This window comes from Diaphorobacter sp. J5-51 (assembly GCF_001023515.1).
GTDB lineage: Bacteria > Pseudomonadota > Gammaproteobacteria > Burkholderiales > Burkholderiaceae_C > Diaphorobacter > Diaphorobacter nitroreducens.
On sequence record NZ_JSYI01000017.1, the window covers coordinates 1 to 16276 of the forward strand.

Here is a 16276-nt window from a genome sequence, read left to right on the forward strand (position 1 = left end):
TTTCACGCCATTCGCACTGGCAAAAATAGTGTGAACAGGCCCTAGAGGGCGGGCGAGACAAAGAGATGTCAAGGACGCGTAACGTAATGTTATTCGGCAAAAACCGGCCTGTCCTTGAACGAGTTCAGCTTTTTGGGCGCGCAGGGGCTTCATCCCGTCACAGAGGTGTTGCGACGGGTTTGAGGGGGTTTTTGGCCCCTAGCCCAATAAATACGGGCGCTAGCAGCTATCAGTATGGAAGCGAAACCTACGCATGCCCCCAGACGCTGCCACGCGGGCGGCCTGCCCTGCGCGGGCGAAGCACCGGCCGCTGGCCGTGCCGCCTACAGCGGCCGCCGCGTGGCGAAGCGCACCACCGTCACGCCGGCGCGCGCCTGGCGGGTGCTGGGCATGACCAGCACGCAGTCGTCGTACGGCGTCGTGACGGGCTCGCCATCGTTGTCGCCGATGACGGTACCGGCCTGGGGGATCACCTCCAGGCCCGTGAAGGGCTGGGTGAAACGAAAGCGCTCGCTCCTGGCGACCACCGGGCCGGTGACCTCCAGCGCCCACTGGCGCGGCGCGTCGGGCAGGCGCCAGCCGGGCAGCCCACGTGCCAGGCTGGCGGAATCCACCACGCCGGCCGCTTGCAGGAAGCGCACGCACTGGTCCTGCGCCACGGCGCGGCTGGCCGGGTCGCCATGGAAGCCGCATTCAACGAGCAGCGAGCGCGTGTCGCCGCCCTCGGCATCGGGCTGGCCGAAGCGGCCATAGTCGCGCATGCGCGTGCCGTCCTTGTGGCCCGCGTCCACCACGATGTGCTCGGGCGCGGCCAGGGTGCGCGCGAGGTGCAGGTTGCGCGGCTGCATGCCGGTGAGCAGCAGCGGCGCGCAGGGCTCGTGCATGGAGTGCAGGTCCAGCAGCCAGTCGGCTTCGGCCACGAAGGGGCGCAGCGCGGCCGCGCGCCGGCGCTCCAGCGTGTCGCCGGCGTCCATGCGCGCATCCACCCACTGGCGGTTGAGGTCTTCGTCCACGAAGCGGGCGGCGTCGTGGTGGTGGGGGTCGAACCGGTCGAACGCGGCCAGATTGCACAGCGCCAGCGTGAGCGTGCCGCGCGCGGGGCGCAGGCCGGCTTCCAGCAGGCCCTTGAGCGCCCAGGCGCCGCACAGCTCGTTGCCGTGCACGAGGGCGCTGATCATCACGTGGCGGCCCGGCGTGCCGGAGTCGAAGCGCCACACGCCCTCGGTGCCGGTGTTGCCGGCGCGCCAGGCGCCGAGGTCGGGCGCGGTCAAAGTGAAAGGCAGGGGAGCGCTCATCATTCTTCGATCTTGGCGAACTCGATGATCTTCTTGTACTTGGCGACCTCTGCGGCGAGGAACTTGTCCACGTCCAGGCTGGGGGATGCCACGGTGGAGCCCGCGGCTTCCATTCGCTTGCGGAAGTCCGGCGACTCCAGCGTCTCGTTGAGCGCCTTCTTGAGCCGCTCGGCCACGGGCTTGGGCAGGTGGGCGGGCGCCATGAGGGCGAACCAGGTGCCGATGTCCACGTTCTTGTACTGCGCCGATTCGGCCAGCGCGGGAATGTCGGGCGCGACGGTCGAGCGCTTGGCCTCGGTGGTGCCCAGGGCGATCACTTTGCCGCTCTTGATGTGCGGCAGGCCGCTGGAGAGCACGAACACGCCGAATTCCAGGTTGTTGCCCACGAGGTCGTTGGTGAGCGGCGCCACGCCGCGGTAGGGGATGTGCGTCATGAACAGCTGGCCCTGTTCCTTGATCATCTCGCCGGCCAGGTGCAGCGAGGTGCCCACGCCCGAGCTGCCATAGCTGAGCTTGCCGGGGTTCTTGCGCACGCGTTCGGTGAATTCGGCCAGGTTCTTCACGCCGATGCCGGTGCTGGCCACCAGCACCAGGGGCTGCGAGGCTACGAGGCCGATGGCGGTGAAGTCCTTGATGTCGTACTTGACCTTCTTGGTCACCAGCTTGTTGATGGCGATCTCGTTGCTGGCGCCAACCAGCAGCGTGTAGCCGTCGGGCGCGCTGCTGGCCACCTTCTGCGCGCCAATGGCGCCGCCCGCGCCGCCGAGGTTCTCGATCACCACGGGCACGCCCAGGCGGTTGGACAGCTCCGCGCCCACGGCGCGGCCGGTCAGGTCGGTACTGCCGCCGGGCGGATAGCCCACGACGATGGTGATGGGCTTGCTGGGGTAGGCGGGCGCTTGCGCGAAAGCGGCAGGGCTGGCAGCGGCGAGCAGCGCGGCGCTGGCCAGCAGCGCGCGGCGCAACGGGGCGGGGGTGCGGGAAGTGTGCATGGCGTTTTCCATAGGCAGGTCGAGGTGGGTGCCATTGTGGAAAGCGCACCGTGGCGGCGTCGTGCCGAAGTGGCACCAGGCCGTGCATTGTGGGCACGTGGCCCGCGGGTTTATCCGGGGATCACTGGCGCGCCAATGTGGCCCACAGTGCCTCGGCCCAGGGCGAGAGCCGGCGCTTGGGCCGGTACATGCGCACGTCGAAGCGCACCTGCATGCGCTCGTCGCCCGCGCGGGCCAACCGCCCGGACTGGCAGTCGGCATGCACCATGGACCAGGGCAGCCAGGCCACGCCCAGGCCGCGCAGCACGTACTCGTACTGCGCGTCGGCCGAGTCGCATTCCACCACGCGCGCCAGGCGCGGCGCCAGCGGGTCATGCGCCAGGCGGTCTTCCACCAGCCGGCCGAGCGCCAGCGTGTGCGAGGGCTAGGCGCGCGCGGCGTTGAGCGCGGCGCGCGTGGCCTGGGCCGCGTTGCGTGCGGCCGCGGCAAAGTCCGCACCGCCCGAGGCATAGAGCACGGCGCGCGAGGAGTTCACGATGATTGGCCCGTCGGCGCGCAGTCCGGCGCGCACCGTGGCGGCTGCGTCGCCGCCCTGCGCGCCCACGCCGGGGATCAACAGCGGCAGCGTGGGTGCCAGCGCACGCACGCGCTCAATTTCTTGTGGGTACGTGGCGCCCACCACCAGGCCGAGCTGGCCGTTCTTGTTCCAGGGGCCCTGCGCCTGGCGGGCCACGTGCTCGTACAGCAGCGGCTGGCCTTCGACGCTGGCCAGGCGCTGGGCCTGCAGGTCATCGCCACCGGGGTTGGAGGTGCGGCACAGCAGGAAAGCACCCTTGCCGTGGTAGGCCAGATAGGGCTCGATGGAGTCAAAGCCCATGAAGGGCGAGAGCGTCACGGCATCCGCGCCGTAGCGCTCGAAGGCCTCTTTGGCGTATTGCTCGGCCGTGGAGCCGATGTCGCCGCGCTTGGCGTCCAGGATCACGGGCACATGCGGGGCGTTGCAGCGCATGTGCTGCATCAGGCGCTCCAGCTGGTCCTCGGCACGGTGCGCGGCGAAGTAGGCGATCTGCGGCTTGAAGGCGCACACCAGGTCGGCCGTGGCGTCCACGATGGCGGCGCAGAAGTCGTAGATCTTGTGCGCCTCGCCACGCACGGACTCGGGAAAGCGCGTGGGTTCGGGGTCCAGGCCCACGCACAGCAGGGAGTCGTTGCGCGTGGTGGCGTCGCGCAGCATGTCAAGAAAAGTCATGTCCGTGATTTTAGGCAACACCATGCCGCTGCCGTGCGCCATGGCGTCCTGGTGTTTTCGCGGGCGGCTTCGGCAAGGACGGCGCCTGCCCGGCACAATCGCCGCCCATGCCTGCCCTTTCCCGCCGCCAGCTCGTCGTTCTTGCCCTGTTGACCCTGGTGTGGGGCCTCAACTGGCCGGTGATGAAGATGGGTGTGGCGCACTTTCCGCCGCTCACCTTCCGCATGGCCTCGCTGTGGCTGGGCCTGCCCATCCTGGCCGCGGTGATAGGGGTGCGCAAGCTGCCCTTCACTATTGCGCGCGCGCACTGGGGCCGCGTGGCGCTGCTGGCGCTGACCAACATGGTGCTGTGGCACGTGCTCATGATCCTGGCGATCCCGCAGCTGTCCAGCGGGCGGGCGGCCATCCTGGGCTACACCATGCCCATCTTCTCGGCCGTACTGGGCGCGCTGGTGTTCGGCGACCGCCTGGCCGGGCGCGCGTGGGTGGGCGTGGGCGCGGCGCTGGTGGGCGTGGTGCTGCTGCTGTGGCATGAGATCGGCGCGCTGGGCGGCAGGCCCCTGGGCGTGACGTTGATGCTGGTGTCTGCCGCGAGCTGGGCCATGGGCACGCAGCTGTTGCGGCGCCTGACCGTGCCGGTGCCGCTGCTCACGCTGTCGTTCTGGATGGTGGCCATCACCTGCGTGGTACTCACCGTGTTGGCGGTGGCGTTCGAGCGCGAGCGCTGGGTGGCACCCGACGCCCAGGCCTGGGCCGCCATTCTCTACAACGGGCTGCTGGCGCTGGGCTTTGCGCAGACGGCGTGGTTCTTCCTGGTGCGCACGCTGCCGCCCGTGGCCTCCACGCTCAGCGTGATGATGATTCCGGTGCTGGGCGTGTTCAGCGGCGCGCTGTGGCTGGGTGAGGTGCTGCATTGGCAGGACTGGACCGCCGTGGGCCTGATGGCCGTGGCCATCGGCACCGTGCTGTGGCCGGCCCGCGCCGTGCAGGCGCAGGAGTTCAAGTAAAAAGAGCTGCTAGCGCTTATGCAATAAGCGCAAGCAGCTCTGATTTTTATAGCGTTCTGGGGCGGGATCAGCCTGCCGCGCGCTTTTGCAGTATTTCGATGGCCGGCAGGGTCTTGCCCTCCAGCACCTCCAGGAACGCGCCACCGCCGGTGGAGATGTAGCCCACGTCCTTCTCGATGCCGTACTTGGCAATCGCCGCCAGGGTGTCGCCGCCGCCGGCGATGCTGAAGGCGCTGGATTCGGCGATGGCCTGCGCGATGGCCTTGGTGCCGCCCGCGAACTGGTCGAATTCGAACACGCCCACGGGGCCGTTCCAGACGATGGTGCCCGCGGCCTTGAGCTGCGCGGCCAGTTGGGCCGCCGTCTCGGGGCCGATGTCCAGGATCAGGTCGTCCTCGGCCACTTCGCTGGCCTTCTTCACGGTGGCGGGTGCGTCGGCCGCGAAGGCCTTGGCGACCACCACATCGGTGGGGATCGGCACCTCGGCGCCGCGCGCGGCCATGGCGGCGATCACGGCCTTGGCTTCGTTCACCAGGTCGGGCTCGGCCAGGCTCTTGCCGATGGGCAGGCCGGCCGCCAGCATGAAGGTGTTGGCAATGCCGCCGCCCACCACCAGGCCGTCCACGTTCTTGGACAGGCTTTGCAGGATGGTCAGCTTGGTCGAGACCTTGGAGCCGGCCACGATGGCGACCAGCGGGCGCTTCGGGTGGGCCAGCGCGGTCTGGATGGCGTCGATCTCGGCGGCCAGCAGCGGGCCGGCGCAGGCCACCTTCGCGTACTCGGCGATGCCGTAGGTCGTGCCCTCGGCGCGGTGGGCGGTGCCGAAGGCGTCGTTCACGTAGATGTCGCACAGCTGGGCCATCTTCTTCGCCAGCTCGGGGTCGTTTTTCTTCTCGCCCTTGTTCAAGCGGCAGTTTTCCAGCAGCACGACCTGGCCGGGCTGCACCTGCACACCGTCCACCCAGTCGGTCACCAGCGGCACGCCGTTCTCGTACGGGTGGCCCAGCAGCTCGCCCAGGCGCTGGGCCACCGGGGCCAGTGAATCCTCGGGCTTGAACTCGCCCTCGGTGGGGCGGCCCAGGTGGCTGGTCACCATCACGGCGGCGCCGGCTTCCAGCGCCATCTGGATGCAGGGCACGGAGGCACGGATGCGCGTGTCCTCGGTGATGCGGCCGGCGTCGTCTTGCGGCACGTTCAGGTCGGCACGGATGAACACGCGCTGGCCACGGGCCTGGCCCTGGGCGCAAAGGTCGGAAAAGCGAAGGATGTGCATGGGAACAGTGGGTGAGTGCGCCGCGCCGTCACGGTGCGGTCATGAAAACTGCGCGGATTGTAGGCGCCTGGTAACCGCGCCGTAACTCTCTACCAGCCCAGCCCGATGTGCAGCGGCAGGTACACCGCCATGCCCACGACGATGGTGCCCAGGATGCCGCGGCGCCAGAAGTAGTAGCCCGCGGCGGCGGCCACGGCGGGCAGTCGTGCGTCCTGCAGCGTCTGGATCAGCGCGCCCTGGGTCATGACCAGCTCGGGCGCGATGACCCCGGCCAGCGCGGCCAGCGGCGCGTACTTCAGGCCGCGGCGCAGCCAGTCGGGCATCGGCAGGTCGCGCTCGGGGATCATGAAGAACGCGCGCGTGAGCAGGGTGATGCCCGCCAGCCCCAGGATGGCAATGGCCGGCTCGATCCAGGCACCGTTCATGTGTCGCCCCCCGCGGCGCGGGTACGCGCACGCCGCAGCGCACGCTCGGCCGCTTCGGCGGCCAGCCCTGCGGTGACGGCTGCGGCGATCGCCACCAGGATGTTGAGCTTGAGCGGCAGCGCGAAGGTGGCCACCGCCGCCGTGCAGGCCACGGCCGTGGCGAGCCAGGTGGCGCGGTCGTTCAGCATGGACAGCAGGATGCCCAGCAGCGCCAGCACGCCCGCAAAGCCCAGCCCCCAGGACAGCGGGATGGCGTTGGCCAGCACGATGCCTGCAATGGACGGCACCTGCCAGGCCAGCCAGTTGGCCGAGGCCGCGCCCCAGAAATAAGGCACCTGCTCGGGTGCAGGCACGGGCTTGGGAAAGCGCTTCATGAAGCTCACGAAGATCACATCGCCGCTGAAGTAGCCCAGCGCCAGCCGGTGGCGGCGCGGCAGGTGGGCGAAATAGCTGCGCCACATGCTGCTGAAGATCACGAAGCGCAGGTTCACGCAGGTGGCCGTGAGCCACACCACCCACAGCGGTGCGCCCGCCACCATCAGCGGCAGCACGGCCAGCTGTGCGCTGCCGGCATACACCGCCAGCGACATGAACAGCGCCATCGGCAGCGACATGCCGCTCTTGGCCATGGCCACGCCCGTCACCAGGCCCCAGGCGCCGATGCCCAGGCAGGTGCCGGCCATGTCACCGGCGCCCTGGCGGAAGGCCGGGTCGCGCAGCTGGGCGCGCAGGAAAGGCAGACTCATGGGGCGGCGCCCAGCACCATGCCTGGCGCCAGCGGGAAGCCGCGCAGGAAGTCCGCGGCGGGCAGCCGCTTGCCGCCCGCGCGTTGCAGCACCGTCAAGCGCAGCAGGCTGCCGGCGCCGCAGGCCACGCCGATGCCGTCGGCATCTATAGACAAAATCTGGCCGCAGGCCGCATCCAGCGTGCGCGAGCAGCTATCTATTTCGCAGCTCCATACCTTGATGGCATCGGCCCCCAGCGTGGTGGCCGCGCCGGGGAAGGGGTCGAAGGCACGCACGCGCCGGGCGATCACCTCCGCCGGCTGGTTCCAGTCGATGGTGCTTTCCGCCTTGTCGATCTTGTGCGCGTAGGTCACGCCCTCGGCCGGCTGCGGTGTGGGTTTGAGGCCCCCGCAGGCGGCCAGCTCCAGCGCCTCCACGATCAGCTGCCCGCCCAGCTGCGCCAGCCGGTCGTGCAGCGTGGCGGTGGTATCGGCGGGGCTGATGGCGGTCTTTTCCAGCAACAGCATGTCGCCGGTATCCAGGCCCGCGTCCATCTGCATGATGGTCACGCCGGTTTCCGCGTCGCCGGCCTCGATGGCGCGGTGGATGGGCGCCGCGCCGCGCCAGCGCGGCAGCAGGCTGGCGTGGATGTTCAGGCAGCCGAGGCCGTTCTTTGCCCCCACGCTCCCCGCTGCGCGTGGTTCGCTGCCCCCCAAGGGGGCCTTCTCGCCTTCGGGCGGCCGTGCGGCGCTCATTGTGTTGAGCACCCACTGCGGCAGGATCAGCCCATAGGCGGCCACCACCATCACATCGGCCTGCGCAGCCTCGATGGCGGCTTTGGCGGCCGCTGCGTCCTCGGGGTATTTGCCATCCAGGCGCAGGCTCAGCGGCTGCGCCACGGCGATGCCGTGCCGCAGCGCGCACTGCTTGACGGGTGAAGCCTGCAGTTTCATGCCGCGGCCCGCGGGGCGGTCGGGCTGGGTTAGCACCAGGGGCACGGTGAATCCCGCGGCCAGCAGGCGCTCCAGGGCCACGCGCGCAAACTCGGGCGTGCCGGCAAAAATGACTCTCATACAACGCGTGGAATAGCGGCCCCGGGGTGGGGCTCAGTGAAAGGGGTCGTTGTCGTTCAGCCGCTCGTCCGTGAACATCACGCGCTGCACGACGCCCGCCGGGTCGATGTGCACATGGGCCTGGCGGGGCTCTCCATTGTCACGAAAGCGGTAGGTCCAGATATCGCCATTGAAGCGCGCCACCTTCTCCACCAGCGCAGGCGGGCCGAAGGTGCGTCGCACGGCTGCGCGCGTATCGACGCCATTGCGCAGCGCATGGAAGCGCTCCAGCGTCAGTACCTGCTCCACCCGCACCAGGCGTTGCCGGGCGTCAAAGTCGAGGTGGTAGACCTGTTGGCCTGCGGGCTGGCGGCTGTAGACCAGCCGTTCTCCGCCTTCAGGGAGCATTACGGTCAGCGTGGGTGCGCCCATGGTGCGCTCGATGTCCGCACGCGGCGTGCCTGCTTTCTGCCATTCGGGTACGGCGCAGGCCGCCAAAAAAACAGCCAGCAGCAGTGCGCTCCAGCGGAGCCGGCGCGGTGCGGTTGCGTGCGCCGGCAGCGGGGTCATGCGCGTTCGGCCTGCTTTTGCTGCTTCAACAGCTTGGTCTTGATGCGGTTGCGCTTCAAGGGCGACAGGTATTCCACGAACACCTTGCCCAGCAGGTGGTCCATCTCGTGCTGGATGCACACGGCCAGCAGGCCCTCGGCCTCGATCACGCGCGGCTGGCCGTCGCGGTCCAGCGCGCGCACGTGCACGGCAGTGGAGCGCTCCACGCCATCGTAGATGCCAGGCACCGACAGGCAGCCCTCGTCGCCCACCTGTTTCTCGGCACTGGCCCAGGTGATCTCGGGGTTGATCAGCACCAGCGGCGTGTCGCGATCTTCGGAGACGTCGATCACCACGATGCGCTCGTGCACATCGACCTGCGTGGCGGCCAGGCCGATGCCATGGGCGTCGTACATGGTGGCGAACATATCGTCCACGATGGCGCGCACGCGCTCATCCACCGCCGTCACGGGCTGGGCGACCTTGTGCAGGCGAGGATCGGGGTAACAGAGAATCGGAAGAATTGCCATGGCAGAGCGCTCAATATGTCGCTATTTTCGCCACTTTTGCCCGCCATTGCGGCGCCCAATCACAATAATCGTTGCCCGATCAAGGGCTTGGGCACAGAATCTCAAATGGTTTGTAATGTATTCGCGGCAGTTTCTTCTGTAAAACAATTAACTGCACCGCAGCGAGAGGGGCGTTTTTCCAATGAATGACACGAGGAACAATATGGCGGCTCAGGCCCGTATGCGCGTGACGGCGCTCGGCGCACTGGCTTTGTTGGCGGGTGCCGCCATGGCACCGGCGGCGCAGGCCCAGAATTACCCGATTACTTCCGAGCAGCGCGCCACCGCGCAGCAGGTGGCTTCACGCGGCGTTCCCCTTTCCGAATTGGCCGCCAATGCGCCCGATACCTACGTGGTGAAACGGGGAGACACGCTGTGGGGTATTTCCGGCATGTATTTGAAGCGCCCCTGGCGCTGGCCGGAACTGTGGGGCATGAATCTGCAGTCCATTCCCAACCCGCACCTGATTTTCCCGGGCCAGACGCTGTACCTGGAAAAGGCGGACGGCTATGCCCGCCTGAGCACCAGCCGCAAAGGCGCGCCCGAGACCGTGCGCGTGTCGCCGCGCACGCGGTATGACAGCCTGGCCGGCACGGCGCTGCCCACGCTCAAGCCGCACCTGATCGAACCCTTCCTCGTCGAGCCTCTGGTGGTGGACGAGCTCACGCTGCAGCAGGCCCCGCGCATCGTGGCCACGCGCGACGAACGCATGATCATGGCCAACGGCGACCGCGCCTACGTGCGCGGCCCTGAAGGCAGTCCCCTCGTGATGGCGCCTGGCGTGCCGCGCCAGTACCGCGTGTTCCGCAACGCCATTCCGCTGAAGGATCCGCACACTGGTGAGGTGCTGGGCTACGAAGCGCAGTATGTCGGCCGCGCCGAACTGGTGCGCAGTGAAACTACCACTCCCGTGCCCCAGAGCGATGTAGCGCGGGGCAAGAGTTCCAGCGAGGGCCGGGGGGAAGTGCTGGAGGGGCAAGCCCACGGCACAGCGGTGGACATCGTTCCCGCCACGGTGGACCTGAGGGGCGCGAAGGAAGAGATCCGCGCCGGCGACCGCCTGCTGCCCGCACCACAGCGCAGCTTCAACAGCTACACCCCGCGGGCACCGCAGGGCCCCGTGGATGCCAGCGTGGTGTCGATCTACGGCAGCGCGGCCGTGGCCAACGCCGGCCAGAACCAGGTAATCACCATCAACCGCGGTACGCGCGACGGCATGGAAGCCGGCCATGTGCTGCAGCTGCTCACCAAGGGCGAGCGCTTCAAGGACAAGACCGACGAGCAGCGCGCCATGGTGCGCCTGCCCAGCGAGAGCAATGGCGTGGCGATGGTGTTCCTCACGTTCGACCGCGTGTCCTACGCCCTGATCCTGCAGTCGCAGCAGGCGGTGCGTGTGGGCGACCGTTTGGTCAACCCCGAGTAAGCCCCGGGCGCCGTCACCTGCGGGCGGCCGCTCCCCCGCCTTGTCACCGCGCATGCAACGCGACGAACTGGCCGCCTGGCTGCGACTGACGCTCACGCCTGGCGTGGGCAACGGTGCCGCGCGCAGGCTGCTGGCCGCGTTCGGCCTTCCCCAGAACATCTTTGCGCAGGGCGAGAGGGCCTGGCAGTCCTGCGTCACCACGGCGCAGGCGCGCGCGCTCGCCCGCGTGCCCGAGGAGCTGGAGGCGCTGACCGAGCGGACGTGGCAGTGGCTGCTGGACGGGCGGGCGCCCGCGCAGCCGGCGCACGGCATCGTCACGCTGGGTGACGAGGCCTATCCTCCTGCGTTGCTGGCCACCGAGGATCCGCCGCTGCTGCTGTACCTGCTGGGTGCTCCGCAGTTCGTGCAGGGCGGCGCGCCGTTCGCGCCGGCGCACAGCCTGGCCATGGTGGGTAGCCGCAACCCCACGGCCCAGGGGGCGGACCATGCGCGGCAGTTCGCACGTGCTCTGCGGGAGGCGGGTTTGTGCATCGTTTCGGGCCTGGCGTTGGGCATCGACGCGGCGGCGCACGAGGGCGCGCTGATCGATCCGCCCGACGGTGCCGCGCCCGCCACCATTGCCATCGTGGGCACCGGGCTGGACCGGGTGTACCCGCGTGCCAACAAGGAGCTGGCCCACCGCATCGCGCGCCACGGCTTGCTGGTCAGCGAATACCCGCTGGGCACGCCGCCGTTGCCGGCCAACTTTCCCAAGCGCAACCGCATCATCTCCGGCCTGTCGCAGGGCACCCTGGTGGTGGAGGCGGCGCTGGCCTCGGGCTCGCTGATCACCGCGCGGCTCGCGGCCGAGCAGGGGCGCGAGGTGTTCGCCATACCCGGCTCCATCCACGCGCCCCAGTCGCGTGGATGCCACGCGCTGATACGCCAGGGCGCCAAGCTGGTGGAGTCGGCGCAGGATGTGCTGGAAGAACTGCGCTGGCATGCGCCGGCAGCCGCCATCCCCGCAGCACAGGACGCGTCCGAGGAGCCCCTTGCGCCGTCGTATCAATGTGTGCTGGATGCGCTGGGGTTCGATCCACTGGGGCTGGATGCACTGGTGGCGCGCACGGGGCTGGATGCCGCCACGCTGCAAGTACGGCTGCTGGAGCTGGAACTGGAGGGACGGGTGGCGCGCTTGCCCGGCGGGCTGTTCCAGCGCACGGGGCAGGCCTAAAGCAGCGACGGCAGTGCGCGCTTCGCGGCGCACGCCTGCGGGGCGGGGGCTTGCCGCGCGGCCTTGACCGCTCGGCATATCAGCCGGCGTAGTACGGGCACGCGTTTGCTATATAAAAATGAGCTGTTCGCGCTTTCTGTACATCCATTTCAAAGGATTCTTCCATTGAAACCCGGATGGAATAAGCGCAGGCAGCTATGTTTTTTGATGTTATAGCCCGAGCATCAACCGCAGGTTCTGCACCGCGGCGCCGCTCGCGCCCTTGCCCAGGTTGTCCAGGCGCGCCACCAGCACGGCGTGGCGGTAGCTCTCATTGGCGAACACGCGCAGTTCCAACTGGTTGGTGTCGTTGAGCGCCAGGGCATCGAGTTTGCCGTCCTCGGTGGGCGGCAGCACCTTCACCCACTGCTCGGGCGTATTGCTCTTGGCGTAATGGGCCGCCAGTGCGTCGTGCAGGTCCGCCGCCTTCGGCTGGCCGGGCAGCAGATCCAGATGCAGCGGCAGTTGCACCAGCATGCCCTGGCGGAAGTTGCCCACCGAGGGGATGAAGATCGGGCGGCGCGTGAGCCCGGTGTACTTCAGGATCTCGGGCAGGTGCTTGTGCGACAGGCCCAGCGCATACAGCTCAAAGGGCGCCGCATGGCCTTGCTCATAGGCCTCGATCATCGTACGGCCGCCGCCGGAGTAGCCGCTCACCGACGGCAGCGCCAGTGGGTGGTCGGCGGGCACCAGGCCGGCGTCGACCAGCGGGCGCAGCAGGGCGATGGCGCCGGTGGCATAGCAGCCGGGGTTGGATACGCGCGTGGCGTTGCGCACGGCCTCCAACTGGCCGGGCGCCAGTTCGGGAAAACCGAACACCCAGCCCGGCGCCGTGCGGTGGGCGGTGGAGGCATCAATGATCTTGATGGCGCGGCCGGTCTCGGCAGTGATGGCGTCCACCAGCGCGACCGTTTCGCGCGCGGCATCGTCGTGCAGGCACAGCACGACCAGGTCCACACCGGCGATCAGTGCGCGCTTGGCGGCGGCGTCCTTGCGCAGTTCGGGGGCGATGCTGACCAACTCCACCTGGGGCATGGCCTGCAGGCGCTCACGAATCTGCAGGCCGGTGGTGCCTGCCTCGCCATCAATAAAGACCTTGGACATCGAGTAGCTCCTGCAAGGGCCGGCCCAGGGGTGGGGCCGGGGGCGTAAGTTATATCCACATCAATGGTGCGTCGCAGCATGATACATTTACCGGCTGCCATTCCCGAGCATGCGGCTGTATTTCCGCTCTTCGGCAGAACGGGTACAAACACCATCCTTCCCCTGAGAGAGACCTCATGAAGATTCACGAATACCAAGGCAAGGAAATCTTGCGCAGTTTCGGCGTGCCCGTCCCGCGTGGCATCCCCGCTTTCACGGTGCAAGAAGCCGTGGAAGCCGCACAAAAGCTCGGCGGCCCCGTGTGGGTCGTGAAGGCCCAGATCCACGCCGGTGGCCGTGGCAAGGGCGGTGGCGTGAAGGTGGCCAAGACCATTGATGACGTGAAGGCACGCGCCAGCGAGATCCTGGGCATGCAGCTGGTCACGCACCAGACCGGCCCTGAAGGGCAAAAGGTGCGCCGCCTGTACATTGAAGATGGCGCCGACATCAAGAACGAACTGTATGTGTCTCTGGTGACCGACCGCGGCACGCAGAAAGTGGCGCTGATCGCTTCCAGCGAAGGCGGCATGGACATCGAGGAAGTGGCCCACTCCACGCCCGAGAAGATCATCACCGAGATGATCGACCCCTTGACCGGCATCACGCCCGAGCAGTCCAAGAAGGTGGCCGCAGCCATCGGCCTGACGGGCGCTTCGGTGGACCAGGCCGTGGATCTGTTCGCCAAGCTGTACAAGTGCTACATGGACACCGACGCGTCCCTGGTCGAGATCAACCCGCTGAATTGCGACTCCAAGGGCAACCTGATGGCCCTGGACGCGAAGTTCAACTTCGACGCCAACGCGCTGTTCCGCCACCCGGAAATCGTGGCCCTGCGCGACCTGGACGAGGAAGATCCGGCGGAAGTCGAGGCCTCCAAGTTCGATCTGGCCTACATCTCCCTGGACGGCAACATCGGCTGCCTGGTGAACGGCGCGGGCCTGGCCATGGCCACCATGGACACCATCAAGCTGTTTGGCGGCGAGCCGGCCAACTTCCTGGACGTGGGTGGCGGCGCCACCCCCGAGAAGGTCACCGAAGCCTTCAAGATCATGCTCAAGAACCCCAAGGTCAAGGGCATTCTGGTCAACATCTTCGGCGGCATCATGAAGTGCGACACCATCGCCACCGGCGTGATCACCGCCTGCAAGGCCGTGAACCTGCAGGTGCCGCTGGTCGTGCGCATGAAGGGCACGAACGAAGAGCTGGGCAAGAAGATGCTGGCCGAATCCGGCCTGCCCATCATCAGCGCCGACACCATGGCGGAAGCCGCCACGAAGATTGTCGAAGCCGTCCGTTAAGCAGGCCCGGAGATAAAACATGTCGATCTACATCAACAAAGACACCAAGGTCATCACCCAGGGCATCACCGGCAAGACCGGTCAGTTCCACACGGAAAAGTGCCAGGAATACGCCAACGGCAAGAACTGCTTCGTGGCGGGTGTGAACCCCAAGAAGGCCGGCGAGAAGATTTTTGACATTCCAATCTTTGGGTCGGTCAAGGACGCCGCCAAGGAAACCGGTGCTACCGTCTCCGTGATCTACGTGCCGCCCGCAGGCGCGGCCGCCGCCATCTGGGAAGCCGTCGAGGCCGACCTGGACCTGGCGATCTGCATCACCGAAGGCATTCCCGTGCGCGACATGCTTGAAGTGCGCAACAAGATGAAGGCCAAGGAAGCCGCTGGCGGCAAGCGCACGCTGCTGCTGGGCCCCAACTGCCCTGGCCTGATCACGCCGGACGAGATCAAGATCGGCATCATGCCCGGTCACATCCACAAGAAGGGCCGTGTGGGCGTGGTGAGCCGTTCCGGCACGCTGACCTACGAAGCCGTGGCACAGTTGACCGAACTGGGCATCGGCCAGTCGTCCGCCGTCGGCATCGGCGGCGACCCGATCAATGGCCTCAAGCACATCGACGTGATGAAGGCTTTCAACGACGATCCTGACACCGACGCCGTGATCATGATCGGCGAGATCGGCGGCCCCGACGAGGCAGAAGCTGCGCGCTGGTGCAAGGCCAATATGAAGAAGCCCATCGTGGGCTTCATCGCAGGCGTGACCGCTCCTCCGGGCAAGCGCATGGGCCATGCGGGCGCGCTGATCTCCGGCGGCGCCGATACAGCCGACGCCAAGCTGGCCATCATGGAAGAGTGCGGTTTCACCATTACCCGCAATCCTTCCGAGATGGGTCGCCTGCTCAAGGGCCTGCTGTAATCCGCGAGCCTGGCGCGGTGTAGCGCGCCAGGTTACGCAAAACTACGCACGCGCGAGAGGGTCTACCCTCTCTACACTGACAGCTCCAACACAAAAGAAACGCCAGCTTGGTTGACCCAGGCTGGCGTTTTCGATTCATAACACTGGAGCCATCAATGGAGTACTTGAGCAATGCCGATTTCTGGATCGGCCTGGTGAAGATCGTCTGGATCAACATCATTTTGTCGGGCGACAACGCTGTCGTCATCGCCTTGGCGGCGCGTTCGCTGCCTGCGCAGCAGCAGAAGAAGGCCGTCATGTTCGGCTCCGGCGCGGCGGTGGTGTTGCGCATCGTATTGACGGTAGTGGCGGCCAAGCTGCTGGAGCTGTCCTTCCTGCAGATCGTCGGGGGCTGCCTGCTGCTGTGGATTGGGTATCAACTCCTCACGGGCGAAGAGGAAGATGACGGTGCTTCCAAATCCGCCGGGGGCATGTTCGCGGCCATCCGCACCATCCTGATTGCCGACCTGGTGATGAGCCTGGACAACGTCATAGCCGTCGCCGCGACCGCCCAGGGGAACATGGTGCTGCTCGTCCTGGGGCTGGCCATCAGCGTACCGCTGGTGATCTTCGGCTCCACCCTGATGATCAAGCTCATGGAACGCTTTCCCGTCATCGTCACGCTGGGGGCCGCGCTGATCGGTTGGGTGGGAGGCGAGACCATCGTCAACGACAACTTGCTTCACGATTACGCGATGGGTCACCCGTGGCTCCACTACGTAGCCGCCCTAGCGGGCGCCGTGCTGGTGGTGATGGTGGGCAAGCTGATGCAATCCCGCGGCGAACCTCGGCAGGCCTAAGAAGTCTGGCGCGCGTTAGTGCGACGGGAATGTGCCGCGACCTGACGGACATGTCCATGAAGTAGCAAAAATGGCAGCCAAGAAGGGCTGCGTAGGGCCTCTTTTGCAACACACGTCAACGGGCCTGGCTTGCACGCGTTCAACATCATGACGGACCTGTCGCCCCGTGCGCCTCGACTATGATGCGCAGTCCCGCAATGCCGGTTGTGAGGGATATGCAGCGATGCCCTCCTCAACCGCATGTAAAGCGCCTTCGCGTGAGGCGTATCGCG

Annotated in this window: 16 protein-coding genes and 1 pseudogene; 6 read left to right on the forward strand and 11 right to left on the reverse strand. The window is 67.3% G+C overall.

The annotated features are described in order from the left end of the window. Window positions 1–323: 323 nt before the first annotated feature. From OX89_RS02150 to pyrF, 4 genes and pseudogenes are all read right to left on the reverse strand, one after another. Window positions 324–1298, reverse strand: coding sequence for a succinylglutamate desuccinylase/aspartoacylase family protein (locus tag OX89_RS02150; protein ID WP_047349383.1), 975 nt, complete (start codon window positions 1296–1298; stop codon window positions 324–326). Next, entirely contained in the window at window positions 1295–2287 is a 993-nt protein-coding gene (locus OX89_RS02155; RefSeq protein ID WP_047349417.1) for a tripartite tricarboxylate transporter substrate binding protein, read from the reverse strand. The genes OX89_RS02150 and OX89_RS02155 overlap by 4 nt, the downstream gene beginning before the upstream one ends. A gap of 121 nt (window positions 2288–2408) precedes the next feature. Beyond that, a pseudogene (locus OX89_RS02160) lies at window positions 2409–2708 on the reverse strand (LysR substrate-binding domain-containing protein); the annotation flags it as partial. A gap of 3 nt (window positions 2709–2711) precedes the next feature. Then, the gene (gene pyrF / locus OX89_RS02165) at window positions 2712–3536 is read right to left on the reverse strand and encodes an orotidine-5'-phosphate decarboxylase (protein ID WP_041839097.1); all 825 of its coding nucleotides are present in this window, start codon (window positions 3534–3536) and stop codon (window positions 2712–2714) included. A gap of 107 nt (window positions 3537–3643) precedes the next feature. Between pyrF and OX89_RS02170 the strand changes: the two genes are divergently transcribed. Next, complete coding sequence (locus tag OX89_RS02170; RefSeq protein ID WP_015914614.1) at window positions 3644–4543, forward strand: DMT family transporter; 900 nt, start codon at window positions 3644–3646, stop codon at window positions 4541–4543. 67 nt (window positions 4544–4610) lie between these two features. Here OX89_RS02170 and OX89_RS02175 read toward each other — a convergent pair whose 3' ends face one another. From OX89_RS02175 to def, 6 genes are all read right to left on the reverse strand, one after another. Beyond that, window positions 4611–5816: a phosphoglycerate kinase gene (locus OX89_RS02175; RefSeq protein WP_047349384.1), complete on the reverse strand. Its 1206-nt coding sequence runs from the start codon at window positions 5814–5816 to the stop codon at window positions 4611–4613. An 89-nt stretch (window positions 5817–5905) separates the two neighbouring features. Beyond that, window positions 5906–6241 carry an AzlD domain-containing protein gene (locus tag OX89_RS02180; RefSeq protein ID WP_047349385.1) on the reverse strand — a complete coding sequence of 112 codons (336 nt, stop codon included), beginning with the start codon at window positions 6239–6241 and terminating at the stop codon, window positions 5906–5908. After that, entirely contained in the window at window positions 6238–6987 is a 750-nt protein-coding gene (locus OX89_RS02185; RefSeq protein ID WP_047349386.1) for an AzlC family ABC transporter permease, read from the reverse strand. Before OX89_RS02185 ends, OX89_RS02180 begins: the two co-directional genes overlap by 4 nt. After that, window positions 6984–8039, reverse strand: coding sequence for a methionyl-tRNA formyltransferase (fmt, locus tag OX89_RS02190; RefSeq protein WP_047349387.1), 1056 nt, complete (start codon window positions 8037–8039; stop codon window positions 6984–6986). Before fmt ends, OX89_RS02185 begins: the two co-directional genes overlap by 4 nt. Window positions 8040–8072: 33 nt before the next feature. Next, window positions 8073–8588 carry a hypothetical protein gene (locus tag OX89_RS02195; protein ID WP_047349388.1) on the reverse strand — a complete coding sequence of 172 codons (516 nt, stop codon included), beginning with the start codon at window positions 8586–8588 and terminating at the stop codon, window positions 8073–8075. After that, window positions 8585–9097, reverse strand: coding sequence for a peptide deformylase (gene def, locus OX89_RS02200; RefSeq protein ID WP_047349389.1), 513 nt, complete (start codon window positions 9095–9097; stop codon window positions 8585–8587). The genes OX89_RS02195 and def overlap by 4 nt, the downstream gene beginning before the upstream one ends. A 202-nt stretch (window positions 9098–9299) precedes the next feature. Here def and OX89_RS02205 point away from each other — a divergent pair, with 202 nt between their 5' ends. After that, a complete protein-coding gene (locus OX89_RS02205) occupies window positions 9300–10559 on the forward strand; it encodes a LysM peptidoglycan-binding domain-containing protein (protein ID WP_234305473.1) in 1260 nt (419 codons plus the stop codon). Window positions 10560–10611: 52 nt separating this feature from the next. Continuing rightward, window positions 10612–11772 (forward strand): DNA-processing protein DprA, encoded by a 1161-nt coding sequence (dprA, locus tag OX89_RS02210; RefSeq protein WP_047349391.1) that lies wholly within the window; start codon window positions 10612–10614, stop codon window positions 11770–11772. A gap of 210 nt (window positions 11773–11982) precedes the next feature. Here the strand turns inward: dprA and argC are convergent, their stop codons facing one another. Then, on the reverse strand, window positions 11983–12915 hold the full coding sequence (gene argC / locus OX89_RS02215; RefSeq protein ID WP_047349392.1) for an N-acetyl-gamma-glutamyl-phosphate reductase: 933 nt from the start codon (window positions 12913–12915) through the stop codon (window positions 11983–11985). Window positions 12916–13091: 176 nt separating this feature from the next. Between argC and sucC the strand changes: the two genes are divergently transcribed. The 3 genes from sucC (at window position 13092) to OX89_RS02230 (ending at window position 16004) form a co-directional block, all read left to right on the forward strand. Further along, a complete protein-coding gene (gene sucC / locus OX89_RS02220) occupies window positions 13092–14252 on the forward strand; it encodes an ADP-forming succinate--CoA ligase subunit beta (protein WP_011807128.1) in 1161 nt (386 codons plus the stop codon). A gap of 19 nt (window positions 14253–14271) precedes the next feature. Further along, entirely contained in the window at window positions 14272–15165 is an 894-nt protein-coding gene (gene sucD / locus OX89_RS02225) for a succinate--CoA ligase subunit alpha (RefSeq protein ID WP_015914606.1), read from the forward strand. A gap of 155 nt (window positions 15166–15320) precedes the next feature. Further along, a complete protein-coding gene (locus OX89_RS02230; protein WP_047349393.1) occupies window positions 15321–16004 on the forward strand; it encodes a TerC family protein in 684 nt (227 codons plus the stop codon). Window positions 16005–16276 lie beyond the last annotated feature (272 nt).

Coding starts and splice junctions, on each gene's coding strand:
- OX89_RS02205 (WP_234305473.1), top strand. CDS start 9,300: ATGGCGGCTCAGGCCCGTATGCGCGTGACGGCGCTCGGCGCACTGGCT.
- pyrF (WP_041839097.1), bottom strand. CDS start 3,536: ATGACTTTTCTTGACATGCTGCGCGACGCCACCACGCGCAACGACTCC.
- OX89_RS02170 (WP_015914614.1), top strand. CDS start 3,644: ATGCCTGCCCTTTCCCGCCGCCAGCTCGTCGTTCTTGCCCTGTTGACC.
- fmt (WP_047349387.1), bottom strand. CDS start 8,039: ATGAGAGTCATTTTTGCCGGCACGCCCGAGTTTGCGCGCGTGGCCCTG.
- def (WP_047349389.1), bottom strand. CDS start 9,097: ATGGCAATTCTTCCGATTCTCTGTTACCCCGATCCTCGCCTGCACAAG.
- OX89_RS02185 (WP_047349386.1), bottom strand. CDS start 6,987: ATGAGTCTGCCTTTCCTGCGCGCCCAGCTGCGCGACCCGGCCTTCCGC.
- OX89_RS02180 (WP_047349385.1), bottom strand. CDS start 6,241: ATGAACGGTGCCTGGATCGAGCCGGCCATTGCCATCCTGGGGCTGGCG.
- OX89_RS02155 (WP_047349417.1), bottom strand. CDS start 2,287: ATGCACACTTCCCGCACCCCCGCCCCGTTGCGCCGCGCGCTGCTGGCC.
- OX89_RS02150 (WP_047349383.1), bottom strand. CDS start 1,298: ATGATGAGCGCTCCCCTGCCTTTCACTTTGACCGCGCCCGACCTCGGC.
- OX89_RS02195 (WP_047349388.1), bottom strand. CDS start 8,588: ATGACCCCGCTGCCGGCGCACGCAACCGCACCGCGCCGGCTCCGCTGG.
- argC (WP_047349392.1), bottom strand. CDS start 12,915: ATGTCCAAGGTCTTTATTGATGGCGAGGCAGGCACCACCGGCCTGCAG.
- OX89_RS02230 (WP_047349393.1), top strand. CDS start 15,321: ATGGAGTACTTGAGCAATGCCGATTTCTGGATCGGCCTGGTGAAGATC.
- dprA (WP_047349391.1), top strand. CDS start 10,612: ATGCAACGCGACGAACTGGCCGCCTGGCTGCGACTGACGCTCACGCCT.
- sucC (WP_011807128.1), top strand. CDS start 13,092: ATGAAGATTCACGAATACCAAGGCAAGGAAATCTTGCGCAGTTTCGGC.
- OX89_RS02175 (WP_047349384.1), bottom strand. CDS start 5,816: ATGCACATCCTTCGCTTTTCCGACCTTTGCGCCCAGGGCCAGGCCCGT.
- sucD (WP_015914606.1), top strand. CDS start 14,272: ATGTCGATCTACATCAACAAAGACACCAAGGTCATCACCCAGGGCATC.